This window comes from Corticicoccus populi (genome assembly GCF_042686195.1).
Classification (GTDB): domain Bacteria; phylum Bacillota; class Bacilli; order Staphylococcales; family Salinicoccaceae; genus Corticicoccus; species Corticicoccus populi.
Genome location: NZ_JBHUOQ010000001.1, coordinates 1,037,701 through 1,062,256, shown reverse-complemented (window position 1 = coordinate 1,062,256; position 24,556 = coordinate 1,037,701). Strand labels below are relative to the sequence as shown.

Annotated in this window: 23 protein-coding genes; 20 read left to right on the top strand and 3 right to left on the bottom strand. The window is 42.0% G+C overall.

Annotated features, from left to right (window positions below; translation table 11 throughout):
- The first annotated feature begins 9 nt into the window (after positions 1–9).
- The 6 genes from ACFSX4_RS05475 to ACFSX4_RS05450 all read left to right on the top strand — a co-directional run bounded on the left by ACFSX4_RS05475 (position 10) and on the right by ACFSX4_RS05450 (position 7,815).
- The gene (locus ACFSX4_RS05475; RefSeq protein WP_377772345.1) at positions 10–1,788 is read left to right on the top strand and encodes an SLC13 family permease; all 1,779 of its coding nucleotides are present in this window, start codon (positions 10–12) and stop codon (positions 1,786–1,788) included.
- 162 nt (positions 1,789–1,950) lie between these two features.
- Positions 1,951–3,570, top strand: coding sequence for an SLC13 family permease (locus ACFSX4_RS05470; protein WP_377772343.1), 1,620 nt, complete (start codon positions 1,951–1,953; stop codon positions 3,568–3,570).
- A 173-nt stretch (positions 3,571–3,743) separates the two neighbouring features.
- Positions 3,744–5,204 (top strand): APC family permease, encoded by a 1,461-nt coding sequence (locus tag ACFSX4_RS05465; RefSeq protein WP_377772341.1) that lies wholly within the window; start codon positions 3,744–3,746, stop codon positions 5,202–5,204.
- A gap of 141 nt (positions 5,205–5,345) precedes the next feature.
- Entirely contained in the window at positions 5,346–6,068 is a 723-nt protein-coding gene (locus tag ACFSX4_RS05460; protein ID WP_377772339.1) for a hypothetical protein, read from the top strand.
- Between the two features lie 92 nt (positions 6,069–6,160).
- Positions 6,161–6,667, top strand: a complete 507-nt coding sequence (locus ACFSX4_RS05455; RefSeq protein WP_377772337.1) for a type 1 glutamine amidotransferase domain-containing protein — start codon at positions 6,161–6,163, stop codon at positions 6,665–6,667.
- Positions 6,668–6,996: 329 nt separating this feature from the next.
- The gene (locus ACFSX4_RS05450; protein ID WP_377773451.1) at positions 6,997–7,815 is read left to right on the top strand and encodes an aminoglycoside phosphotransferase family protein; all 819 of its coding nucleotides are present in this window, start codon (positions 6,997–6,999) and stop codon (positions 7,813–7,815) included.
- Positions 7,816–8,162: 347 nt separating this feature from the next.
- Here ACFSX4_RS05450 and ACFSX4_RS05445 read toward each other — a convergent pair whose 3' ends face one another.
- Both ACFSX4_RS05445 and ACFSX4_RS05440 read right to left on the bottom strand, forming a co-directional pair.
- On the bottom strand, positions 8,163–8,903 hold the full coding sequence (locus ACFSX4_RS05445) for an immunoglobulin-like domain-containing protein (RefSeq protein ID WP_377772335.1): 741 nt from the start codon (positions 8,901–8,903) through the stop codon (positions 8,163–8,165).
- A gap of 5 nt (positions 8,904–8,908) precedes the next feature.
- Complete coding sequence (locus ACFSX4_RS05440) at positions 8,909–9,319, bottom strand: RrF2 family transcriptional regulator (RefSeq protein ID WP_377772333.1); 411 nt, start codon at positions 9,317–9,319, stop codon at positions 8,909–8,911.
- A gap of 162 nt (positions 9,320–9,481) precedes the next feature.
- Here ACFSX4_RS05440 and ACFSX4_RS05435 point away from each other — a divergent pair, with 162 nt between their 5' ends.
- From ACFSX4_RS05435 to ACFSX4_RS05425, 3 genes are all read left to right on the top strand, one after another.
- Complete coding sequence (locus tag ACFSX4_RS05435) at positions 9,482–10,609, top strand: globin domain-containing protein (RefSeq protein WP_377772331.1); 1,128 nt, start codon at positions 9,482–9,484, stop codon at positions 10,607–10,609.
- Positions 10,610–10,740: 131 nt separating this feature from the next.
- The gene (locus tag ACFSX4_RS05430) at positions 10,741–11,694 is read left to right on the top strand and encodes a calcium/sodium antiporter (protein ID WP_377773449.1); all 954 of its coding nucleotides are present in this window, start codon (positions 10,741–10,743) and stop codon (positions 11,692–11,694) included.
- Positions 11,695–11,743: 49 nt separating this feature from the next.
- Entirely contained in the window at positions 11,744–11,932 is a 189-nt protein-coding gene (locus tag ACFSX4_RS05425) for a hypothetical protein (RefSeq protein ID WP_377772329.1), read from the top strand.
- 71 nt (positions 11,933–12,003) lie between these two features.
- Here ACFSX4_RS05425 and ACFSX4_RS05420 read toward each other — a convergent pair whose 3' ends face one another.
- The gene (locus tag ACFSX4_RS05420; protein ID WP_377772327.1) at positions 12,004–12,855 is read right to left on the bottom strand and encodes a bifunctional 5,10-methylenetetrahydrofolate dehydrogenase/5,10-methenyltetrahydrofolate cyclohydrolase; all 852 of its coding nucleotides are present in this window, start codon (positions 12,853–12,855) and stop codon (positions 12,004–12,006) included.
- 252 nt (positions 12,856–13,107) lie between these two features.
- Here ACFSX4_RS05420 and purE point away from each other — a divergent pair, with 252 nt between their 5' ends.
- The 11 genes from purE to purD are packed head-to-tail and all read left to right on the top strand — an operon-like array spanning position 13,108 to position 24,252.
- Positions 13,108–13,593 carry a 5-(carboxyamino)imidazole ribonucleotide mutase gene (purE, locus tag ACFSX4_RS05415; protein WP_377772325.1) on the top strand — a complete coding sequence of 162 codons (486 nt, stop codon included), beginning with the start codon at positions 13,108–13,110 and terminating at the stop codon, positions 13,591–13,593.
- Entirely contained in the window at positions 13,577–14,704 is a 1,128-nt protein-coding gene (purK, locus tag ACFSX4_RS05410) for a 5-(carboxyamino)imidazole ribonucleotide synthase (protein ID WP_377772323.1), read from the top strand. The genes purE and purK overlap by 17 nt, the downstream gene beginning before the upstream one ends.
- 2 nt (positions 14,705–14,706) lie before the next feature.
- Positions 14,707–15,411 (top strand): phosphoribosylaminoimidazolesuccinocarboxamide synthase, encoded by a 705-nt coding sequence (purC, locus tag ACFSX4_RS05405; protein ID WP_377772321.1) that lies wholly within the window; start codon positions 14,707–14,709, stop codon positions 15,409–15,411.
- Positions 15,411–15,665, top strand: coding sequence for a phosphoribosylformylglycinamidine synthase subunit PurS (gene purS / locus ACFSX4_RS05400; RefSeq protein WP_377772319.1), 255 nt, complete (start codon positions 15,411–15,413; stop codon positions 15,663–15,665). The genes purC and purS overlap by 1 nt, the downstream gene beginning before the upstream one ends.
- Positions 15,665–16,333 (top strand): phosphoribosylformylglycinamidine synthase subunit PurQ, encoded by a 669-nt coding sequence (gene purQ / locus ACFSX4_RS05395; protein WP_377772317.1) that lies wholly within the window; start codon positions 15,665–15,667, stop codon positions 16,331–16,333. The genes purS and purQ overlap by 1 nt, the downstream gene beginning before the upstream one ends.
- On the top strand, positions 16,326–18,506 hold the full coding sequence (gene purL, locus ACFSX4_RS05390) for a phosphoribosylformylglycinamidine synthase subunit PurL (protein ID WP_377772315.1): 2,181 nt from the start codon (positions 16,326–16,328) through the stop codon (positions 18,504–18,506). Before purQ ends, purL begins: the two co-directional genes overlap by 8 nt.
- Positions 18,485–19,903 carry an amidophosphoribosyltransferase gene (gene purF / locus ACFSX4_RS05385; RefSeq protein ID WP_377772313.1) on the top strand — a complete coding sequence of 473 codons (1,419 nt, stop codon included), beginning with the start codon at positions 18,485–18,487 and terminating at the stop codon, positions 19,901–19,903. The genes purL and purF overlap by 22 nt, the downstream gene beginning before the upstream one ends.
- A 3-nt stretch (positions 19,904–19,906) precedes the next feature.
- Positions 19,907–20,926 carry a phosphoribosylformylglycinamidine cyclo-ligase gene (gene purM / locus ACFSX4_RS05380; RefSeq protein ID WP_377772311.1) on the top strand — a complete coding sequence of 340 codons (1,020 nt, stop codon included), beginning with the start codon at positions 19,907–19,909 and terminating at the stop codon, positions 20,924–20,926.
- Positions 20,919–21,494 (top strand): phosphoribosylglycinamide formyltransferase, encoded by a 576-nt coding sequence (gene purN, locus ACFSX4_RS05375; RefSeq protein WP_377772309.1) that lies wholly within the window; start codon positions 20,919–20,921, stop codon positions 21,492–21,494. The genes purM and purN overlap by 8 nt, the downstream gene beginning before the upstream one ends.
- A gap of 1 nt (position 21,495) precedes the next feature.
- Positions 21,496–22,974: a bifunctional phosphoribosylaminoimidazolecarboxamide formyltransferase/IMP cyclohydrolase gene (purH, locus tag ACFSX4_RS05370; protein WP_377773447.1), complete on the top strand. Its 1,479-nt coding sequence runs from the start codon at positions 21,496–21,498 to the stop codon at positions 22,972–22,974.
- 21 nt (positions 22,975–22,995) lie between these two features.
- Positions 22,996–24,252 (top strand): phosphoribosylamine--glycine ligase, encoded by a 1,257-nt coding sequence (gene purD / locus ACFSX4_RS05365; protein ID WP_377772307.1) that lies wholly within the window; start codon positions 22,996–22,998, stop codon positions 24,250–24,252.
- Positions 24,253–24,556: the final 304 nt, after the last annotated feature.

The following is a 24,556-nucleotide window of genomic DNA, read 5'->3' as shown; positions in this document are numbered from 1 at the left end:
GGTGGCATAATGACATTCGAAATGATATTTGTGGCAGTGATGATTATTGTCATGCTGCTGTTGCTGTTATTTGAAGTCGCACGTGCTGATTTTGTCGTTTTTGCATTTTTGGCAGTATTTCTGTTGTCCGGTGTCATTACGGCCGATCAGGCACTCGCCGGCTTTTCAAATGAAGGGATGCTCACGGTGCTGCTTTTGTTTATCGTCGGCGGGGCGATACAGAAACATGGAATTATTGAGAATTTTATTTACAGAGTACTCGGGAAGAGTAAGTCTCCTAGAAATGCAATGGCCAAGCTTTTGGCACCGGTCGGAATCGCATCCGGCTTCTTTAATAATACACCGATTGTAGTGACACTCACACCAATCGTCAAAAATTGGGCGAAAAGAAATAACTTTGCACCATCAAAATTTTTAATCCCTCTGTCGTACATAACTATTCTAGGCGGAACGATGACACTTGTAGGAACTTCAACTAATTTAATTGTACACGGTTTGTTAATCGGTCAGGGACTTGAAGGTTTTTCATTTTTTACACTGTCAGTTGTAGGTGTGCCGATTGCGATTGCCGGTTTCATTTATTTGGTTACAATCGGTTATAAACTTTTGCCGTCTACTTTAGGAGCAGAAGAAGTGATTCGTGATGAGGCAAAAGAATTTCTCGCAGAAGCAACAGTGGGAAACAATTTTGCTTTTGTAGATAGAAAAATTATTGATGCTGCTTCGAATGTTCTAAAAGGCATTTATATTATTGAAATTATTAGAGGGAAAGAACATATTTTTCCAGTTGAAGCAACGACTGTGGTGAAAGAAGGTGACCACATTGTGTTTTCAGGGACTTTAAATACAATTGCTGAAATTGAAAAGTTGAAAGGTATTTCTTTAAAAACAGGAACGGATGTCAGCCTGGAATCCATTAATTCTGATAATAACCATTTGGTTGAAGCGGTTATATCACACAATTCAGGTCTAGTCGGCCGTACAATAAAATCTGCTGCATTTCGTACGCAGTATAATGCGGGTGTTATTGCGGTGCACCGAAACAACGAAAGGATTAAGAGCCGGGTTGGTGAAATTATACTGAGGGCGGGAGATACACTGCTTCTCCTTGCAGATGATCATTTTTTAAAGAATAATCAGCATTCGTATGATTTTTATGTGGTGTCATCTTTGAGACCGCCTGAGAAGCTGGAACAGAATAATGTAAAAGGATGGATTGCACTGTCACTGCTGCTCATTATGATTTTATCTGTCACACTGGGTTTAATCTCAATGTTCCAGGCAATGCTGATAGCAGTCATCTTTCTTGTAGTTTGCCGTTTTGTCAGGGGGGATGAAATCGTTGATTACATCCAGTTTGATGTGATATTACTTATTGCCAGTGCCTTTGGTGTCGGTGCAGCGATGACCTCATCGGGTCTTGCAACATTTGTTGCTGAAAATCTAATGACATTGGCACAGCCATTTGGTGTTATAGGTGTTATTTTTATTATCTATTTAGTGACTAACATATTCACCGAATTAATCACAAACAGTGCGGCAGCAGTATTGATGTTCCCGATTGCCTATGAAATCGCAACACAGATGGACATTACATACATGGGGCTGATTGTGACAATTGCTATTGCGGCATCTTCCAGTTTTATCACACCAATTGGTTATCAGACCAACTTAATTGTGTATGGACCCGGGGGATATAAATTTACAGATTACATTAAAGTCGGCCTGCCGCTGTCTATTATGACACTGTGTATTGCGGTAACTATCATTTACAATGTATGGTATTAATACGGGGCACTTTTCAGTGCTCTGTTTTTTATGTTTAAAAAGTATAAATTACAATTGTTAAGACGTATTTTCGAAATTATCGGAAATTATTAAAATATTTATAGATTATCCGGCGAATATGTGCTAATTTTAAAAAAGAAACGTAAAAGGAGGTAGATTTTTGTGAGCGGTTACAAAAATAAAAGTGTCATTCGTGAGAGCTACGATAATCTCTGGCGGGAATCACGAAGAACAAAATCACTGTTGAAATTTTTCAGCGCAAAAGAATTAAAAAATGGCGTGAAGCCGGAAGACAATAATGATGATAAGAAGCCTTATGCAAGAATGCAGCTGGTGGGGTTGATTTTAGGACCGTTATTGTTTGCTTTAGCATTATTGTTTTTAGAAACAGAGGGGCTGGATTCATCGGGCGTTTTCGTTGTCGCAGCAGCATTATGGATTGCGACATGGTGGATTACTGAAGCCATTCCAATTCCGGCAACATCACTGCTTCCGTTAATTTTGTTCCCTATGGGCGGGGTACTGTCCAATCAGGATACGGCAAGTTTTTACGGTGACGATATTGTCTTTTTATTCCTCGGTGGTTTTTTACTTGCTGTTGCGATGGAAAGATGGAACTTACATACGAGAATCGCACTGTCCATCATTAAAGCAATCGGTACTACAACAGCAACAATATTACTCGGTTTCATGATTGCTACAGCATTATTATCTATGTTCGTTTCCAATACGGCAGCGGTAATGATTATGATTCCAATCGGTATGGCAATTATTAAAGAGGCAAATACCATTGCCGGCAATGAACTTGAAAGAGATGTAAAAGTGTTTGAGAAGTCACTAGTGCTTGGTATCGGATATGCAGGTACCATTGGTGGTCTCGGTACATTAATCGGAACACCGCCTTTGATTATTTTAGCGGGTCAGATGAGAGAGATATTTGATGTTGAAATGAACTTCGGCCAGTGGATGTTAATCGGTGTGCCTTCTGTTGTTTTAATGCTCTCTATTGCATGGGTGTATATGAATTTCTTCCAATTTAAACATGGAATGAAAGAACTACCCGGCGGCCGTAAAATTATTACTAATGAACTTGATAAACTTGGAAAAGTCAGCATAGAAGAAAAATGGGTACTGGCAGTATTTATCCTTGCAGCGACAATGTGGATTACAAGAGGATTTTTCTTTGAATATGTACCATTCCTTTCAGGACTTGGTGACGGTTCAATTGCTATGATTGCAGCAGTTCTACTGTTCTTAATTCCTTCTAAAAGAAAATCCAAACGTGTACTCGACTGGTCTGTATCAAAAGATCTGCCTTGGGGTGTCCTGCTCTTATTCGGCGGCGGTCTTGCACTTGCGGGTGCGATTGTTGCAACAGGAGTGGACCAGTGGATTGGCGAGATGTTATCCGGTATCGGCGGTATGCCGCTGCTGCTTATGGTGACACTGGTTGCTTTGTTAATATTATTCCTGACAGAGTTTACTTCCAATACTGCAACGGCGACAATGATTCTGCCGGTACTTGCTGGTCTTGCAATTGCGCTTGATGTCCATCCGTTCGCATTAATGATTCCTGCAGCGATGGCAGCAAACTGTGCATTTATGCTCCCTGTGGGTACACCACCGAATGCAATTGTCTTCGGTACAGGTAAAGTATCCATACAGGAAATGATGAAAGCAGGTTTTGGTTTAAATATTATTGCACTGATTATTATCGTAGGACTTGTATACTTACTGGTTCCTATTGTATACGGTGTTGATTTACTGGTATATCCATTCTAATGATAAGATTTCCTTAAAACAGCCGCAGGTTCTGAAAAGAAGCCTGCGGCTGTTTTTAAATATTAATTAACATGTATGGTAAAAGATTTAAGTTAATATCAAATTAACTGTTTAAATATGATGAGATTAGGATATAATGATAAGAATAATTTTAATTTTTAGGAGGAAATAACATGTCTGAATCATCAAAGCCTCAATCGCAAGGGGGGACACCCGCGCGTACTGAGCTTGATTCAACGATGTCGAAACGATTTATATGGGCGGTTGCGTACGGGTCGTCTATCGGTTGGGGAGCCTTTATACTGCCCGGGGATTGGCTGACATCGTCCGGAACACTTGGCGCGTCTCTTGGAATTACAATCGGGGGACTGCTGATGCTGATTATTGCGGTAGGCTACGGTGCGCTCACTGCGAAGTTTCCGGTGTCCGGCGGAGAATTTGCGTTCAGTTACGTCGGTTTTGGGAAATATTTCAGCTTTGTCGCTTCATGGTTTTTAGTACTCGGCTACATATGTGTGGTTGCACTGAACGCCAGTGCATTTAGTTTATTATTTAAATTTATACTCCCGGACTTTTTGGAAATCGGTTATTTATATACAATTGCCGGCTGGGATGTTTATATTATGGAAGTTCTGTTATCCTCACTTGTATTGATTGTATTTGCTTTCATCAGTATTAAAGGATCAGGATTATCAGGAAATATTCAGTTTATCTTCTGTGCTTTTATGGCAGTAACAGTTACAATTTTATTGATTTCATCATTTTTTGCAGGAGATTTTTCATTTGAAAATACAAGACCTTTATTCAATGGTGAAAATGGTGTATGGACTTCAATTATTTTAATTGTTGCAATTGCACCGTGGATGTATGTCGGTTTTGATAATATTCCACAGGCGGCTGAAGAATTTAACTTTGACGCCAGTAAAACATTCCGCTTGATTGTATTTGGTATTGTTGCATCGATATTGACATATGTTGCGATGATTTTAGTGACAGCATGGATTTATCCGAATCCGCATTCTATCGGCGGTGCTGAGTGGGTAACAGGATCTGTTGTTCAGTCATCTATGGGAATCATAGGTATGACGATTCTGTCCCTTGCCATTTCATTTGGTGTGTTTACAGGTTTGAATGGATTTTATATGTCTTCATCAAGACTTTTATTTGCACTGGGACGTGCCAATTTTGTGCCCCAGGCATTCGCAAGAATCCATACACAGAATAAAACACCGTATATTGCAGTGTTATTTGTTATGATTGTATGTCTTGCAGCACCGTGGCTCGGCCGTACGGCATTATCATGGATTGTCGACATGTCTTCTGTCGGTGTTTCGGTTGCATTTTTCTCAACAAGTTTAGTTACAGTGAAATTGTTCAGCCAGAAAGAAAATAAAAACAATGGTTTTGTTTTCTTTGGAGCTTTAGGTGTAATTATTTCATTAGTATTTCTGGGACTCCTTTTGGTGCCGGGATCACCAGCATCACTGTCAACACCATCATATATTGCACTTCTCGTATGGGTGGTACTGGGTGTAGTATTCTTTGCAACACAGTATAAAAAGTTGAACAGTATGTCGAAAGAAGAGCTCGACTATATGATTTTAAATAAAAAATCAGATGATGTAACTAAATAATAGTTATTAAATCAGTGGATATGTCTCATTATCAAATGAGGCATTTCCACTTTTTTTATGATAAACACTTTTCAGGATTATTACAAATATGTTACAATGTCGTCATATTTGTAAAACCAATTGGTATAGGAGTGCTTCTCAGTGAAAAATAATTGGATATGTGCTGTGATAGTGACGACTGCACTTGCCGGCTGCACACAGGCGGACGGCGGGGATATCAATATGAAATCAGAGAGTAATTTTGAAGTGAATGAAAAAAGAATTAGTGGAATCGATACACTTGTTTTGCCGGAGTCGGCATCTGAGTCATATTCTGAAATAAATGTCGATTCAAGAAATACTGTGCTTAACGATAATGTATCGGAAATCACCATCAATAATTTATATACATCCGGGATATACAATCAGGAAGATATTCAGTTAATTGAACAGTTCATTCGTGATATTGATCAGCTGCAGGGAGAAATGTCTGCTGCCTGGATAAATCAATTTGAAGTCATGCATGAAAATTTGATATATTATCCTGAAAAAAATATAGATGAAGCAGTATTAAAAGATGTGGCGGAAAGAATTGAAGGACTACATCTCGAATATAATACTTTCGAGTCAGTAGTCAGTGATATGGAAGTCCCGGTTCATTTATCTTCAGAAACAAAGAACCATATGAATGATGTATTACAGGAACTTCAGTTGTCTATTGAAAACCGGACACTTGCTTTAATCGAATTGAAGGCGATGTATGGTGAAGGGGACCGTGAGCTTCACGATGAATTGTTGGAAATTCATGTTGAAAACAGCAATGAATATTTAGAAAATGCGGCAGCTCATATTTCGAGTCTCGCAGAAAATAATACTGACGAATAAAATGGTGCATCGCATCATTTTATTTTTTATGTTTAAAAATCAGGCAACTTGGCAATATACTAAACATAATCGATATAAGGAGAGATATAGTAATGAGTAAAAAAGTTGCAGTATTAATGACAGATCATGTAGAAGATATTGAATATACAAGTCCGAAAGAAGCGATTGAATCTGCCGGATATACAGTAGAAGTCATTACTCCGGACGGTTCAGCTGCAGAGGGTAAAAAAGGCGGTAAATTTGCAGCTGATAAATCGACAGATGATGCAAATCCTGAAGATTATGCAGGTTTACTTGTACCCGGCGGGTTTGCTCCGGATGTCCTTCGCGGTGATGCTAAAAATGCTGAGTTCGCGAAACATTTCTTAGAGAATGATAAACCGACATTCGCAATATGCCACGGACCTCAATTCCTTGTTGATACAGATTTACTCAAAGGACGTAACGTGACAAGTGTCGGCAATGTTAAAAAAGACCTTGAGAATGCGGGTGCGACTTTCCATGATAAATCAGTAGTTGTCTGCCACAATCTTGTGACAAGCCGTACACCGGATGACCTTGAAGATTTCAACAATGCAATTAAAGATCAATTGAAATAATTTTTAGATGGACCGGAGCTCCCCCTTAAGTAGACACTTAAGGGGGAGTATTTTAGTGAAATCAACGATTATCTATTCACCAAGTTTAGATGGACTTCACCAAAATTAACAAACAACAGTTACTCATCTGCTTTTAAAAAGAATGTGGTTCAAGAATATTTAAATGTACTCAATGCCTCGTTCATATACGGATATTACGTGCGGTACAGCTTATTGTATAATGAATTAAACATGGAGTAAGGATAATTACTAAAACAACTGAATTCCGGAGTGAATAATTCCGATATTGTAAGAGGTGAAGTGATGAATATTGAAACGGTTATTTCTGAATTGATCCGGGATGCGGTCATTACGGACGGGGAATCTCGTATCGTTCGTTAAAGGGAGGTACGGTGAGTGATGTGTATCTTTTAGAGTTGGCCGGCAGGAAGTATGTCGTCAAAGGAAACACCGAAGCAGTGATACGGAGCGAGGTGGATTTCCTGCATTATTATGAAGATATCCATATGGTGCCGGAACTTTTATATACGGATGCATTATATCAATATATCGTTTATGCATTTATTGAAGGTGAAGCAGAATATAGAGGCGGAAAAAAAGAAGTACTTCAAATCCTCGTGAAGCAGCTGATTAATCATTACCAGCCGGCGAAAGGCAACGGATGGGGGTGGGTGGATAAACCGTCCGATTCATGGCAGGATTTCCAAACGAAGGAAGTGGCGTATGCCTGTCCGATTATCGGCAGTCATCTGGAAGATGAAGTGCATGCGTTTATTGCAAATCTTTCAGTGCACAGTACTTTTAAAGGGTCACGGTATTTACTCCACGGAGACTGCGGTATGCATAATTTTATATTCAGTGAAGGGATACTTCATGGTGTTATCGACCCGACACCTGTCATTGGTGATCCTGTATATGATTTAATTTATGCGTTTTGTTCGTCACCTGAAGACTTAACGAAAGAGACGGTACTTGAAGGTTTCCAGCTGCTTCGTATCGGTCAGGCAGAAGAACAGGAATTATTTGAACAAATTTTAATTGCATTATATATTCGTCTCGAAACATGTTTGAGGCATCATCCCGAAGATTTCCGGGAATATATCAACGCATTTCATTACTGGCACTCTGTTGTGAAAAAGAAAGCGTAAAATACGACAAAACAGAACATGATTTGCGGAAGCAGCAAAGAAAATCCTGAAAGTCTGTAAAGAGAAGGCTGTGATTTATATGGACATCTTTTAAAAAACAAAACGTATTGCCGGTGAACGTTAAGAGATCCGGTCTTTTTTATGGATTGGAGATATGGGTTAAGTGTTATGTATAGAAATATTTTAGGTGATTCGTCATTCATAAATATAAATTACTTCTAAATACAATGATTGACGAAAGTATTTTAAACCTCTCTGGTGCGCCACATTACATAAATGCTGTACGGGCAGGATTTACTTTATTCATAAATAAAAAAACTCACAGCACTATATGCTGTGAGCTGATATTATTCAACGGTAATGGTTCTCGCTGCTGCGTGCGGGTCATCAAACAAATCAAAGACGGCATAGGCAATCGTGTATTCGCCCGGGGTGGAGGTGTCCACCTCACCGGAAATGTATAATTCGTTTGAGATGTTAGTGCCGTCTGTGTCGAGCACAGTGACACCTTCTCTTGGATCGAAGTCACTGCCGACGGCAATTGTTGTATCATCAAGTCCGCGAAAGAGAACAGTTGCACTGGTTTCACCGTCACTGCTCGTCGCAGATTCGTTTGAGTCGGATGAGCCGCTTGACTCAGCACTGCCTGAAGACGGGATTGCCGGGATCGGGTCACTCGGTGCATCGCTCACAGTAACCGGACGGGTATATTCGTAAAATCCGTTTCTGGTATTTTCTACACGGTAGGTTACATTGTAGCTTCCGGCGGACGAAGTGTTTACATTGTCATTCGTCACTTCAATACGATCTGTAATATTCCCGTCCTGACTGTCTATGGCGTAAACCCCTGCAAGGGGATCAAACGTATCTCCGACCTGAACGTTAATACCGTCAACCCCCTCAATAGCCGGGACGTTTGAGTTATGTGCCGCAATCGCGTCTTCCATGGTCGGTCCTTCAGTAGATGTGTCTTCTGCTGTTTCTTCCTCAGCAGGACTTGACGTTAAGTCAAGTTCAATAATATCGGTTGTGACAGGTGCAAACGGCATCAATCCTGCCATGATTTTAATTAATGTATTTGTATCCATTATTATCACCTCAGTAAAGCTTTCGGTATGATGTCTTCCAAAGTATATTCGTCCAGTGTACTTAAATAAGCGTTTAATGCACGGCCGAGAACGGGGGTAAGGCCGCAGACATTTGTGAGTGCACATTCGTTATCTTCTCTGAAACATTCAGCCATATGGAAATTATCTTCTGTTTTTCTCACAATATCGCCGAGTTTTAATTCATATGGTTTATAGTTTAGCATAATCCCGCCGCCGCGACCACGTGTCGTCTTTATGTATTCAAGATTAGCGAGATGGTTCACGACTTTCATCAGATGATTTTTAGAAATATTATAAAAGCCGGCAATTTCATCAATTTGAACTTTCTCATCCGGCTTAGAGCCGAGGTACATCAGTACACGCAGTGAGTAATCAGTATATTGAGTGAGTTTCATCAAATTCAACTCCTTCTCTTCATTATACAATGCATTGAAATACTTGGGAACTGATTAGTGAATATTTTGTGAAAAAATAAACATAAGCATTGATATGAACAAGGAATATGTATAAAATTAAAGATGTATATTAAATGCATATTTAATGAGAGGGGTTATATTATGAATAAAAACAAAAAGGAAATTATTAAACAGACCGTTCCGGTATTAAAAGAACACGGTGAAACGATTACGACTTATTTCTATCAAAATATGTTCAAAGCGCACCCGGAACTGTTGAATATGTTTAATCAGACCAATCAGAAAGTGGGTAATCAGCCGAAAGCACTCGCGAATACCGTTCTTAAGGCAGCAGAACACATTGATCATCTGGAGGTATTGACACCGGCAGTAATCGGTATCGGTCATAAACACCGTGCATTGAATGTGAAACCTGAACATTATCCAATTGTGGGTGAGAACCTGCTGATTGCGATTAAAGAGGTGCTTGGAGAAGCGGCAACACCTGAAATTATGGACGCATGGGAAGAATATTATGGTGAGCTTGCAAGTGTGTTTATCGATGTCGAAGAAGACATGTATGAAGAGAGTGCATGGGAAGGTTTCCAGGAATTTAAAGTGACAAAAAAAGAACAGTTGTCAGATGACATAGTCAGATTTACAGTTGAAAATAAAAATCTGCCGCTTGATTACCGGGCGGGGCAGTACATTACCGTTAAAGTAAAACCTGAACATTATCCGAATGAAGCACTCCGGCATTATTCAATTTGTTCAGCAGATACTTCAAACGGACTTCAGTTTGCGGTGAAACGTGAAGGGGCGGGGGATACCCGCGGTGTTGTTTCAAACTATATGCATGATGAAGTCGGTGAGATGGATACAATTCAAATCAGTGCACCTGCCGGTGACTTCACTGTGGATCAGGGACATGAGAAAATATTATTTGTTGCAGGCGGTGTCGGCGCAACACCGATTATGGCGATGGCTGAAGAAGCTGCAGTAAACAATGTGGATGCTGCACTGTTGTACAGTGCACTGGATGAAAGCCACCAGCCGTTTAAAGAAGAAATGGAAGCATTGAAAAATAATATGGACGTGCATGTGAAATTAACACATCCGGATGGATTTTTAGTCCATGATGATTTTAAAGATTATCTGGACCGGGAAGTATATATCTGCGGATCGATGCACTTTATGGATGCCATGATTAATATTTTAAAAGACTCCGGTTTTGAAGAATCAAATATCCACTATGAGCCGTTTGGACCAAAAATGAGTCTCGCGGGCTGAATATGGGAAAATTCTGTTTCAAATTTTTGAAACAGGATTTTCTTTATAAAGGGATAAAAAGTTTAAATTATATTATAATGGGAGGGAGTCTATAACAGAAGTTAGTACGGAAGGATGATAGATTGGTTTATGTGTGGCTTATTGTCGGATTTATATTATTAATTAAAGGAGCGGATTACTTTGTAGACAGTGCATCTACAATTGCGAGAAAGCTCCATGTATCACCATTGATTGTAGGCCTGACCATTGTGGCATTTGGTACCAGTGCGCCGGAAGCGGTAGTCAGTATTATCGCGGCGCTTGATGGAAATGGTGACCTTGTAGTAGGTAACATTGTCGGCAGTAACATTGTAAATATTACACTGCTTCTTGGTGTGACAGTACTGGTATCACCGATTATTATGGACCGTGATACTGTAAATAAGGACGTTGTCATTTCGATTTTTACAGCTGTGCTGCTGTTTATTCTTGCAGGTGGATTCTGGACATACGGAGATCACATTGTCGGCAGGGCGGACGGTGTGGTGATACTGTTATTCTTTGCGGTATTCTTAATATATGTTTTTATGAAAGCACTGCGTTCCAGAGGGGCAACGATGGACAAAGAGGCAGCTGCAGCGGATATTGAAAATGATAAGCCGTGGTGGCAGTTGATTGTTATTTTAATCCTCGGGCTTGCCGCAATTATTTTCGGCGGGGACCTGGTTGTGAACAGTGCCACAGAGATTGCGATTGCGCTCGGTATGAGCCAGGCATTAGTCGGACTGACTATTGTTGCGATAGGTACTTCACTGCCGGAACTCGTGACTTCTGTTGCTGCGGCAAGAAAAGGCCAGGCATCAATGGCGGTCGGTAATTTGATTGGTTCAAATATTTTTAATATCTTCTTTGTGACAGGTTTGTCGGCTGTCATTATGCCTTTACTTGTAGTACCGTCATTGATGATTGATGCAGTAATATTAATCGTCATTAGTGTGATTGTGTATATTCTGTCAAGAACGGGTTACAAACTTGGAAGAGTAGAAGGTACATTTCTTATTTTAATATATATCGTCTATCTGGTTTATATCATATTAAGAGGCTGATGATTTGTAGGATGGATGAAACAGCTGTTGAGAAGAGGAGGATGGACAAGTGTCTGATGGATTGATGTTTTTATTTTTGTTTATCAGTTTATTTTTAGTCTGTTTCTTTATCAATACGGTATTTTACGGTTTGATGATTGTGCTGAATAAAGAAAGATACAATATTAAAAAAAGTGTCAAAGAATCTTTAATTGTCAGTTCAGGGTTAAGCATTTTATTTTTGATTATCGGTTTCTAAATTAAGTCATTATAAACTAAAATAACAGCCGGGACACCCATGATTATTCATGAAATGTCCCGGCTGTATTTTTATTTCAGCCCGATTTTTCTTTTAGCTGCAACAACTGTATTATTCAGTACCATTGTAATTGTCATAGGACCGACACCGCCGGGTACAGGGGTAATGTAGCCTGCCACTTTCGAAGCGGATTCAAAGTCAACATCGCCGATGAGTTTTCCTTCTACCGCGGTATTGCCGACATCAATCACGACTGCACCTTCTTTAAGATGTTCACCGTGTACAAGTCCTGGACGTCCTACAGCACTGATAACAACATCATACTGTTTTAGTTTATCAACTAAATTCTCTGTTTTGGAATGCATTAAAGTGACAGTCGCGTCCGCGTCCGACAATAGTCTTGCGAGCGGCTGACCAACGATATGCGAGCGCCCGATGACAGCGATATCTTTACCTGCAATATCACCGGTGTGCTTTAATAATTCCATGATGCCGAGGGGCGTACACGGTGCAAAAGTTTGCTGGCCGGTGTACAGTCGTCCGATATTAACCGGGCTGAAGCCGTCGACATCTTTTTGAGGTGCAATGGCTTCGAGAACTTTGTTTTCATCAATCTGCTCAGGAAGCGGCACCTGCACAAGTATACCGTGAACATCATAATCTGAATTTAATTTTTTGATTTCTTTAAGCAGCTCTTCTTCTGAAGTATCTTCATCCAGATGGATGATGTTTGAGGCGAGGCCTATTTTTTCAGCTGCTTTATTTTTAGATTTTACATAACTGAGTGATGCCCCGTCATTGCCGACGATGACAACTGTTAAGTTCGGTGTAATACCTTTGGATTTTAAAACTTCAACTTCAGCCGCGAGCCCATCGCGGTATTCTTTTGCGATTTCACGGCCGTTCAATAGTTCTGCTGTCATGTTTCTTCCTCCTAGAAATAAACTTCCATCTCTATTATCCAACAATTGATATTATTTTTCCAGAATTCCTATCATTGTTCATAAAATTATAATAATTTATTATACGTACAATTGGTGGTAGTTTACTGCTGTATTGTTCGTAAATACAAACTTTATTTTAAATAATAAATTAAATGTTCGTTATTTGATTGATTAATTGATTTTCCACTGCTAAGATATAGATGAAAATACAAGTCGTTTAGGAGGATTGTAATGACAGTTGGAATTATTATGGGCAGCTCTTCTGATTGGCCGACGATGAAACATGCTGCTGATATGCTGGATATGTTTAATATTTCCTATGAAAAAAAGGTGGTCAGTGCCCACCGCACACCTGAAATGATGTTTGATTATGCGAAAGAGGCAAAGAATAACGGTATCGATGTGATTATTGCAGGTGCCGGAGGTGCTGCACACCTTCCTGGTATGACAGCATCAATGACAAATGTTCCTGTCATTGGTGTGCCGATTCAGTCTAAGGCATTGAACGGTCTTGATTCCCTTCTATCTATTGCACAGATGCCGGGTGGAATTCCTGTAGCAACGACTGCTATCGGGGATGCAGGGGCTAAAAACGCCGGAATACTTGCTGCAAGAATACTCGCTGTAAACAATGAAGAAATTTATCAGAAACTTTTAGACTATACATCATCATTAGAACAGAAAGTGGAGGATATGCAGAATGACCTCAACAGCTAAACGAATTTACCCGGGCGCGACCATTGGAATTATCGGCGGCGGCCAGCTTGGAAAAATGCTTGCACAAAGTGCACTTAGAATGGGTTACAAAACAGCAGTGCTGGATCCGGCAGAAGATGCACCGGCAGGCGCTGTATGCCACACGTTTATACAGGCTGATTTCAGTGATGAAGATGCACTGAAACAGCTCGCAGAGGTGTCCGACGTCCTCACATATGAATTTGAAAATATAGATGCACATATTTTAAGAGAACTTGTCAGTGATTATTATGTCCCCCAGGGTGCTGAAACAGTACTCACTCTTCAAAACCGGGAATCAGAAAAAAATGCAGTTAAACAAGGAGGTGCCACAGTCGTACCGTTTGAAAATGTATACCACGATGCAGACATTCAGTCATTCATTTCTGAACATGGTTACCCGGTCATCGTTAAAACTTCAACAGGCGGCTATGACGGAAAAGGCCAGTATTACATTGATTCAGATGAAACACTGGAAGATTTGAATATTCCGTTTCAGGATGCAGATTTTATTGTGGAGAAATATATCGATCTAGAACGTGAAGTTTCCCTGACCGCAGCCCGTTCTGCAGAAGGTCAGGTTATCATTTTTCCGCTTCAGGAAAACCTGCACCGTAATCAGATTTTATACCGTACCATTGCACCGTCACGTCTTGATTACACGGCATCTGCCACAGAAGAAGTGCATAAGATTATGGAGGCACTTCATTTCGCCGGTGTATTTACAGTGGAATTTTTCATTGATAAAGCAGGAAAACTTTATGTGAATGAAATTGCACCGCGGCCGCATAATTCCGCCCACCATACTATTGAATCCTGTAATATCAGTCAGTTTGATGCACATATTTTGTCAATCGCGAACCAGCCGATGCCTGAAGTCTATCAGCACCAGGATGCAGTGATGATGAATCTTCTTGGTGTGGACCTTGACCGTCTGGATGACACTTTATTCGATTATCCGGATTGGCACGTTCATTTGTATGGGAAAACTGAACGAAAACCGGAAAGAAAAATGGGACATGTGACGATACTTACAGACAATGTTGAAGAAACACTAAAAGAAATAAAAGCTGATTTTGAGAAGGAGTCCTGAAGATGACAGTTTTGTATGAAGGCAAGGCAAAGACAGTCTCTACAACAGAAGATCCGTTTATTCTGGAAATTGAGTATAAAGATGAGGTCACCGCAGGAAACGGAGCAAAACATGATTTTATGACGGGGAAAGGGCGGCTGAATAATTTAATATCCTCTGAAATTTTTATGCGTCTTGAAGAGAAGGGAATCCCTTCTCATTTTATCGGACGTGTCAGTGAGACCAGGCAGCGTGTGAAAAAAGTATCGATTATCCCGCTTGAAGTAGTAGTGAGAAATATTGCTGCCGGCAGTATTGTGAAGCGCCTCGGTTTTGAAAAAGAGACTGAGTTTGTACCGCCGCTCGTCGAATTTTATTTGAAAGAGGATGCGTTAAATGATCCGATTCTGACAGAAGACCATATCAAACTTCTCGACATCGCATCACAGGATGAAATCGATACGCTGAAAAACAATGCCCGCCGTGTGAATTCGACATTGATTGATGTGATGGGGCAGATGAATTTGAAGCTCGTTGATTTTAAACTTGAGTTCGGCCGTGATGAAAGAGGGAACATTCTCCTTGCCGATGAAATTTCACCGGACACGTGCAGATTGTGGGATAAAGATACCAATGAAAATTTTGATAAAGATGTATACCGTGAGGATACAGGATCACTGATTGATACTTACGAAAGATTCTACAACAAACTGGAGGAAACGAAATAATGAAAAAAATCGAACTGATTGTCACACTGCAAAAACAGGTACTGGATACTCAAGGGGAGGCACTTGACCGTGCTGTCAGAGAGCTCGGACATGATGAAATTTCCAATATTCGTGTAGGAAAAGTACTTTATTTTGATATAGATGAAACAGATGACAAAAAAATCGATGACATTGTGGCGTCTTTGTCAGAGCGTTTGTTTACGAATACAGTGATTGAAACATATGAGTACAAAATTGTAGAGGAGAACGAATAATGAAGTTTGCAGTGATTCAGTTTCCAGGTTCAAACTGTGACAGAGATATGCTGAACGCCGCTTTAAAAGCCGGTGCAGAAGCGGAGTACGTGGATTACCGGGAAACATCGCTTGAAGGGTTTGACGGCGTATTAATCCCGGGCGGTTTTTCATTTGGTGATTATTTGAGAAGCGGTGCAATGGCAGGTGTCGCACCAATCACAAAGGCTGTAAAAAGGTTCGCAGAAGCAGGGAAGCCGGTAGTCGGTATATGTAACGGGTTTCAGATTTTAACAGAAATCGGTCTTTTGCCGGGTGCTTTAATTCATAATGACAGCCATACTTTTATCTCGAGAAATGAGTCGTTGAAAGTGGTCAATACGGAAACAAAATTTACTGCAGGGTATGAAGCGGGAGAAGATGTTGTTTATCCCATTGCCCATGGTGAAGGGCATTATTACTGTACGGAAGAACTGTATGAAACGCTTAAAGAAAACCGTCAGATTGTACTTACCTACAATGACAATCCGAACGGCTCCAAAAAAGATATCGCCGGTATTGTCAACAAAGAAGGCAATGTCCTCGGCATGATGCCGCATCCAGAGCGTGCGCTTGAGACACTTCTCGGCAGTGATGACGGATTAAAATTATTTGAAAATCTTGCGAATTGGGAGGCACATAATGACTAAGTTTGTTGAACCGTCAGTTGAAGATATCAAAATGCAGAATCTCTACCGGGACATGGGCCTGACAGATGCAGAATACGATAAAGTCATTGAAATTTTAGGCAGACAGCCGAATTATACAGAAATCGGTATTTTTTCTGTCATGTGGAGTGAACACTGTTCATACAAACATTCAAAACCATTTTTAGGACAGTTTCCGACGTCCGGTGAACATGTGCTGATGGGGCCAGGCGAAGGTGCCGGTGTAGTGGATATCGGTGACAATCAGGCGGTTGTATTCAAGGTGGAATCCCACAACCATCCATCCGCAGTGGAACCGTATCAGGGGGCAGCGACAGGGGTCGGCGGTATTATCCGTGATATTGTATCCATCGGTGCAAGACCGATTGCGCTTCTTAATTCACTCCGATTCGGCGAATTGACCAATGCCAACAACCGCCGTCTCCTCCGCGGTGTTACTGCAGGCATCGGCGGTTACGGCAACTGTATTGGTATACCGACGGTATCAGGTGAAGTGGAATTTGATCCGTCATATGACGGAAACCCGCTTGTTAACGCAATGTGTGTCGGCATTATCGATCATGATAAAGTGCAGAAGGGTACCGCAAAAGGGATTGGCAACAAGGTTGTTTATGTCGGTTTGAAAACCGGACGTGACGGTATTCACGGTGCGACATTCGCATCTGAAGAACTGAGTGAGGAATCAGAGGCAAGACGGCCGTCGGTACAGATCGGTGATCCATTTACCGGCAAGAAGTTAATGGAGGCCACACTTAAAGCAATAGACATGCCTGAACTGGTCGGTATTCAAGATATGGGCGCAGCCGGCCTGACATCATCAAGCTCTGAAATGGCGGCAAAAGGTGAGTCCGGGATGACACTCTATCTGGACCAGGTGCCTGTCAGAGAAGAAGGTATCTCCCCTTATGAAATGATGCTTTCAGAAACGCAGGAGCGTATGCTGCTTGTGGTTGAAGATGGAACGGAACAAAAATTTCTTGATTTATTTGAGGATATGGAACTCGATAGTGCAGTTATCGGTGAAGTGACTGATACGGACCGTCTCCTTTTATATTACGAAGATGAACTCTATGCTGATATTCCAGTACAGCCGCTTTCTGATGAGGCGCCGGTTTATGTACTGGAAGGTATGAAAGAGAAAGAAGACACCCCGCGTGATGATTATTCAAATGAAGACCTGAACGCTGTATTTGATGATTTAATCAAACATCCGACACATGCGGATAAGAAATTTATTTATGAGCAGTATGACAATCAGGTCGGTGCGAATACTGTGCAGAAGTCAGGATTCGGTGCAGGCGTTGTCCGTGTGGAAGGGACAGATAAAGCAATTGCTGTCGCAATTGACGGCAAAAGCCGTTATGTATCTGCCGACCCTTACAACGGCGGTAAAGAAGTTGTGGCACAGACATTCCGAAGTATTGTCGCAGCAGGTGCGGTGCCGCTTGCGATGACGGACTGCCTGAACTACGGGTCTCCTGAGAAGCCGGAAATCTATCATCAGCTGGATGCGTCCACCAAAGGCATGGCAGAAGCCTGCCGGGCACTGTCCACACCGGTGGTTTCAGGAAATGTCAGTCTCTATAATGAAAACAGGACGGCAGCGATTCTGCCGACACCGGTCATCGGTATGGTCGGTTTAATCGAGAATGTTCATTTTATGGACGGTTTGAAAATTGAAGCCGGTGATGCATTGTATTTAACAGGTGAATTGACACCATCATTTGCCGGCAGCCAGCTTGAAAAGCATCTTGAAAATACGATTCGTAAAACAACAAGGCATATCGACCTTGAACTGGAATATACACGCGGCATGAATTTAAAAGACAGCCTTGTGAACGGTGATGTGAAGAAAATTGCACCACTCGGCCGCGGCGGCTTGATCGTTAAGCTTGCACAGCTTTCGAGTGAGTTCAATTTAGGTGTAGAGGCGCATATTGATGTGCGGAAAGATCTTTTATTCTCAGAAGGGGCTTCGAACTATATCGTTGTGGCACCTGCGGGACTTGAGCTTAAGGACACAGTGGAAATCGGCAGACTGACTGAGGACTCTTTCAGAGTTTCGGCTTTGGATTTTGAAATTGAGCGGTCTGTAGAATCATTAAATAGTGAGTGGGAAGGGGCAATCCCGTCATGTATGAAATCCGTGGATTAAATGAAGAGTGCGGTGTCTTCGGTATCTGGGGGCATCCCGAGGCAAGTGAACTGACTTATATTGCACTGCACAGCCTGCAGCACAGAGGGCAGGAAGGGGCAGGTATGGTCGTTTCAAACGGCAGTTATTTGTTCGGTGCGAGAGGTATGGGGCTGTTAACTGATGCGCTGACGAAAGATCAGCTGCGGTCGTTGAAAACATTTCCTTATGCGATTGGTCATGTCCGTTACGCAACAACGGGGGGCAGTGAACTGTCTAATGTTCAGCCTTTCTTATTTAAAAGTCATCACGGAGATCTTGGACTTGCGCATAACGGCAATCTGGTAAATGCGATGAATATCCGGCGTGCACTTGAAGATGAGGGGGCGATTTTTCAGACGTCCTCGGATTCTGAGGTGTTCGCCCACCTTCTCCGCCGTTCAAAAGCAGGCGGTAAAAAAGCGCGTATTAAAAGTGCGCTCCGGCAGTTAAAAGGGGCGTTCGCATTTGTGATAATGCATGAAGACTCACTGACTGTCGCGGTGGATGACCATGGTGTCCGTCCGTTAATGCTCGGCAAGATTGACGGGGCATACTGTGTGGCAAGTGAAACATGTGCGTTTGCTGCGATTAATGCGGAGTATATCCGTGATATTGAACCGGGTGAACTAATAACAATGACAGATGACGGCATTGATTTTGACCGGTACACAGAAACCGACAAGCCGAATATGTGTTCAATGGAATATATATATTTCGCACGTGCAGATTCCGAGTTCCGAGGAACGTCCACATATACCATTCGTAAGGCACTCGGCAAGGCGCTGTATAAAGAGATGGATGTAGAAGCAGATATCGTCATCGGTGTCCCGGATTCAAGTCTTGCGGCGGCGAAAGGGTTCAGTGATGCATCCGGAATCCCGCAGGAGCAGGGGCTGCTTAAAAACCGTTATGTCGGAAGAACATTCATATCGCCCGGACAGGAAGCAAGAGAACGGGCAGTCCGGATGAAATTGTCCCCGGTGAAAGATATTGTGGATGGTAAACGTGTCATTGTGATTGATGATTCCATCGTCCGTGGGACTACGAGTAAATTTATCGTTAAGGCACTGCGTAAAGCAGGGGCAAAAGAAATTCATATGGGTGTGTCATCACCGCCGATTAAAAACCCATGTTACTACGGAATCGATGTGTCCACACATGCAGAAATAATTGCATCAAAGAAATCACCGGAAGAAATCTGTGACAGAATCGGTGCGGATTCACTGACATATTTATCGGTGGAACGGATGCATGAGGTGTATAGAACGTACGGCTCACGCGGTGAATGTGATGCATGTTTTACCGGTAAGTATCCGATTGAAATTATTGACCAGGTACTGCCGCAGGAAAAAGATTTAAAGACGAAGGGAGTCTGACACATGTCTGAAGTGTATAAACGCGCCGGGGTTGATATTAATGCCGGTTATGAAGCGGTTGAAGGAATGAAGGGTCACGTTAAAAAAACGATGCGTCCGGAAGTAATCGGGGGACTCGGCAGCTTTGGTGCGGCATTTGATTTATCAAAGCTTTCATTGGAAGAGCCGGTCCTCGTCTCAGGGACAGACGGTGTCGGTACAAAATTAAAACTTGCGATTGATTCCGGGCGCCATGATACTATCGGTATTGATGCGGTTGCGATGTGTGTCAATGACATATTAACGACCGGTGCGGAGCCTTTATTCTTCCTCGATTATATCGCGGTAAATAAAGTACATCCAAAGCAGGTGGCAGACATCGTTCAAGGTGTTGCGGCAGGCTGTGAAATGTCCGGTTGTGCACTCATCGGCGGTGAAACGGCTGAGATGGGGGATATGTACGGAAAGGGCGATTATGATATTGCCGGTTTCAGTGTCGGTGCGGTCGAAAAATCAAAACATATTGACGGCAGCGGTGTGTCAGAAGGTGATACGATTATCGGGCTCACATCAAGCGGTGTGCACTCGAATGGATACAGTCTGGTAAGAAAACTGATTGCAGATAATAATGTTGATTTAAACAGTACACTTGACGGAGAGACATTGATTGACCTGCTTTTGGAGCCGACGCGTATTTACGTGAAGCCGGTGCAGGCGCTTCTTGAGAAAGTTGATGTTCATGCGATGAGTCATATTACGGGCGGCGGTTTTATTGAAAATATTCCGCGTGCGGTTCCGGAACATCTTGGTGTGGACATCTCTGTAGGAGACATTGAAATACCGAAAATTATAGAATACTTAATCGAGTTAGGTGATATTGACCGCGATGAGGCTTATAATATTTTTAACATGGGTATTGGTTTTGTTGTGGTAGTAAATCCTGAAGATGCTGAAAAGACACTGGATATTTTAACAGAAGCGGGAGAATCTCCGGTGGTCATCGGTGAGGTCACAGAACGTAAAGGAATCAGTATTCATGAGTAAACGAGTCGCAGTACTGGCATCCGGCGGCGGATCCAACTTTGAAAATATTGTGAAAAAAGCGGATGATATCGGCATTGAAGTCGCAGGCTTAATTGTAGACAGAAAAAGCGCCCGTGCCGTAGAGCGTGCAGAACGGCTTTCAGTCCCTTATGAAAAAATTATTCGAAAAGAGTATTCGGACAGGAAAGCGTTTGAAAGAAAAATTGTTGAAATGATTGAAGAATGGCAGGCGGAGTATGTCATCCTTGCGGGGTTTATGGCGATATTGTCTCCTGACTTTATTGATCAATACGACCGCAGAATTTTAAATATTCATCCGTCACTTCTGCCGGCCTTCAAAGGTGCGAACGGTATCCGCGATGCATTTTTGTATGGTGTGAAAGTGTCGGGCGTGACGGTGCATTATGTGGATTCCGGAATTGATACCGGTGAAATTATTATGCAGCGTGCAGTGGCACTCTGTGACGGGGAGACCTTGGAATCATTTGAAGAAAAAATTCATGAGACAGAATATGTGCTTTATCCAAAAGCAATACAAAGCGTGATTAATTTGAGTGAGGAGAAATGAAATTATGAAAGCATTGATCAGTGTATCCGATAAGTCAGGCCTCGAACCATTTGTCAGAGGACTGGTGAGAAACGGTTATGAAATTTATTCAACGGGCGGAACATTAAAAAGCATCCAGTCATTCGGAGTTGAGGCGAAAAGTGTCAGCGAACTGACTCATTTTGATGAAATCATGGACGGACGGGTCAAGACCCTTCACCCTGCAGTACACGGCGGTATTCTCGCAGACCGTAGTAAGCCTGGTCATTTGGAAGATTTAAAGAACAATAATATTGATTTAATTGATATGGTGGTTGTTAATTTATATCCATTTAAAGAAACAGTGAGCCGGCCGGATGTAACTGAGAAAGATGCGGTTGAAAATATAGATATCGGCGGACCGACAATGCTACGTGCCGCGGCGAAGAACTTCAAGTTTGTGACAACTGTCGTTGATCCGAGAGATTACAGCGGCGTCATCAGAAGAATTGAAGAGGATCGTCTGGATGAAACATACCGTAAAAGTCTGATGATTAAAGTATTCCGGCATACTAATGATTATGATCAGGCAATCGTTAATCACTTTTCAAGTGCAGAAGAAGTGCTCAGATACGGAGAAAATCCGCACCAGGATGCGAAACTCGTCCGTACAACAGATGCGAGAAATACGATTTTAAATGCAGATGTTCTTCACGGGAAGGCACTCAGCTACAACAACCTGCGTGATGCCGACAGCGCATTTGCACTTGCCAAAAAATTTACAATGCCTGTAGCAGTGGCAGTTAAACATATGAACCCGTGCGGTGTCGGGACAGGCACTACAGTCGGGGAAGCATTCCAGAACGCATTTGATGCGGACAGCCAGTCAATATTCGGCGGTATTGTGGCACTGAACATAGAAGTGGATGAGGAAGCGGCACTGAAAATGAGCAAAATTTTCCTTGAAGTGATTATTGCACCGAAATTCTCAAGTGAAGCACTTGAAGTGCTGACAAAAAAGAAAAATCTCCGTCTGCTTGAAGCGGACTTCAGGGAGGACGAAGATGAAGATGAATTTGTCAGCGTTTCAGGAGGGTATCTGGTTCAGTCCCGTGATACCGGTAAACTGAATGTAGATGATATTAAAGTCGTGACCAAACAACAGCCGTCTGAAAAACATATGAAAGCTATGGCACTTGCCTGGGAAGTTTCCAAACATGTAAAGAGTAACGCGATTGTTCTTGCGAATGATAAGCAGACAGTCGGAATCGGTGCCGGTCAGATGAACCGGGTCGGTGCATTGAAAATTGCTATTGACCGGGCTCTTGAACTCGGAGATGGTGTTGTAATGGCCAGTGACGGTTTCTTCCCGATGCCGGATTCTGTAGAACTTGCCCATGAACACGGCATCAAGTCCATCATCCAGCCGGGCGGATCAAAACGAGATCAGGAATCAATTGATTTTTGTGATGAAAATGGTATTGCCATGGTGTTCACAGGTATGAGACACTTTAAGCACTAGAGGAAAGGGGTAACTCAACAAATGAATGTAGCAGTAATTGGAAACGGCGGCCGTGAACACGCCATCGTTAAAAAATTGTATCACTCAAAAAGTGTTGATAAAGTGATTGCCATACCAGGGAATGCGGGGATGAATGATACTGCCGAAGTGATTTATGGTGTATCAGAGAAGGATTTTGAAGCGATTGCGGGTGTCTGTATTGAAAAACAGGTGGACTGGGTGGTTGTCGGTCCGGAAGCACCGCTTGCAGACGGACTTGCTGATTTTCTTGAGGATGAATATGATCTTAAAGTATTTGGCCCAAGACAAAGCGAAGCACGTCTTGAGTCTTCAAAAGCATTTACAAAGGATATTATGAAAAAATATAATATTCCGACTGCAAAATATGAAACATTTACAGATTATGATAAAGCAAAACAATATATAGAACATGAAGGCGCACCAATTGTCATTAAAAAAGACGGACTTGCTGCAGGTAAGGGTGTTGTTGTTGCGATGAATCTTGAAGAGGCATTGGATGGTCTGTCATCTATGATGGATGAAGGTGATGACAGTGAACCGGTGGTGATTGAAGAATTTTTAGAAGGGGAAGAATTCAGCCTGATGGTTCTGGTGAATGAAGAATATACACATTCTTTTGAAGTCATTGCACAGGATCATAAGCGCGCATTTGACGGCGACCAAGGACCGAATACCGGCGGCATGGGTGCTTATGCGCCGGTCACACATATTTCAGAAGAAGTAAGGCTGTCGGCAGTTGAAAATATCGTTCAGCCGATGGCAGATGCCCTCGTTGAAGAAGGGCTCAGTTACTTTGGTGTCATGTACCTCGGTGCGATTGTTACAAATGACGGCGTTAAGGTCATTGAATTTAATGCAAGGTTCGGAGATCCGGAGGCGCAGGTTCTCTTGAGCCTTCTTGAAAATGATTTCGCAGAAGTGCTTGAAAGTGTATGGAATAAAGAGCCGCTTACACTGTCATGGAAAGACGGGTTTGTAGTAGGTGTCATGCTTGCAAGTGACGGCTATCCGGGCGAATATGATAAAGGTGCGAGAGTGGATATTGTTCAGGAGTGTAAAGAAAAAACGTATATCAGCGGCCTCAGTCAGACTGAAGACGGTGATTATATTACATCCGGCGGACGTGTACTTCTCGTAACAGGTGAAGGTGAGTCTGTTCAATCCGCACGTGAAGCGGCTTATGAAAATATCAAAGCTGTGACATTTGATGATGGATCATTATTTTACCGTACTGATATTGCACATCGTGCACTATAATAGATGATTCAGGACCTTCAGGCTGTGAACACTTAATACAGTCTGAAGGTCCTTGTTTCTTAATGTAGATATGTGGAATTTGAAATATCAGAGCTGTAAAAGTTTGAAACATAAAGAAATCCCGGTTCATCTGTAATACGATGAACCGGGACACTTTAAAACATCTCAAGTACTTGAGGGTACTGCTGAGAAACTTAGACTAACCAAACAGTAAATCATATTGCTAAAACCATTTTAAATCTTAACTCAACTTACAAAAATCTAAAAATCTTTTAAATCCTTACGAGCTATACTGAGTCAAAAC

Coding starts and splice junctions, on each gene's coding strand:
- ACFSX4_RS05475 (WP_377772345.1), top strand. CDS start 10: ATGACATTCGAAATGATATTTGTGGCAGTGATGATTATTGTCATGCTG.
- ACFSX4_RS05465 (WP_377772341.1), top strand. CDS start 3,744: ATGTCTGAATCATCAAAGCCTCAATCGCAAGGGGGGACACCCGCGCGT.
- ACFSX4_RS05455 (WP_377772337.1), top strand. CDS start 6,161: ATGAGTAAAAAAGTTGCAGTATTAATGACAGATCATGTAGAAGATATT.
- ACFSX4_RS05445 (WP_377772335.1), bottom strand. CDS start 8,903: ATGGATACAAATACATTAATTAAAATCATGGCAGGATTGATGCCGTTT.
- ACFSX4_RS05440 (WP_377772333.1), bottom strand. CDS start 9,319: ATGAAACTCACTCAATATACTGATTACTCACTGCGTGTACTGATGTAC.
- ACFSX4_RS05435 (WP_377772331.1), top strand. CDS start 9,482: ATGAATAAAAACAAAAAGGAAATTATTAAACAGACCGTTCCGGTATTA.
- ACFSX4_RS05420 (WP_377772327.1), bottom strand. CDS start 12,855: ATGACAGCAGAACTATTGAACGGCCGTGAAATCGCAAAAGAATACCGC.
- purE (WP_377772325.1), top strand. CDS start 13,108: ATGACAGTTGGAATTATTATGGGCAGCTCTTCTGATTGGCCGACGATG.
- purK (WP_377772323.1), top strand. CDS start 13,577: ATGACCTCAACAGCTAAACGAATTTACCCGGGCGCGACCATTGGAATT.
- purC (WP_377772321.1), top strand. CDS start 14,707: ATGACAGTTTTGTATGAAGGCAAGGCAAAGACAGTCTCTACAACAGAA.
- purS (WP_377772319.1), top strand. CDS start 15,411: ATGAAAAAAATCGAACTGATTGTCACACTGCAAAAACAGGTACTGGAT.
- purQ (WP_377772317.1), top strand. CDS start 15,665: ATGAAGTTTGCAGTGATTCAGTTTCCAGGTTCAAACTGTGACAGAGAT.
- purL (WP_377772315.1), top strand. CDS start 16,326: ATGACTAAGTTTGTTGAACCGTCAGTTGAAGATATCAAAATGCAGAAT.
- purF (WP_377772313.1), top strand. CDS start 18,485: ATGTATGAAATCCGTGGATTAAATGAAGAGTGCGGTGTCTTCGGTATC.
- purM (WP_377772311.1), top strand. CDS start 19,907: ATGTCTGAAGTGTATAAACGCGCCGGGGTTGATATTAATGCCGGTTAT.
- purN (WP_377772309.1), top strand. CDS start 20,919: ATGAGTAAACGAGTCGCAGTACTGGCATCCGGCGGCGGATCCAACTTT.
- purD (WP_377772307.1), top strand. CDS start 22,996: ATGAATGTAGCAGTAATTGGAAACGGCGGCCGTGAACACGCCATCGTT.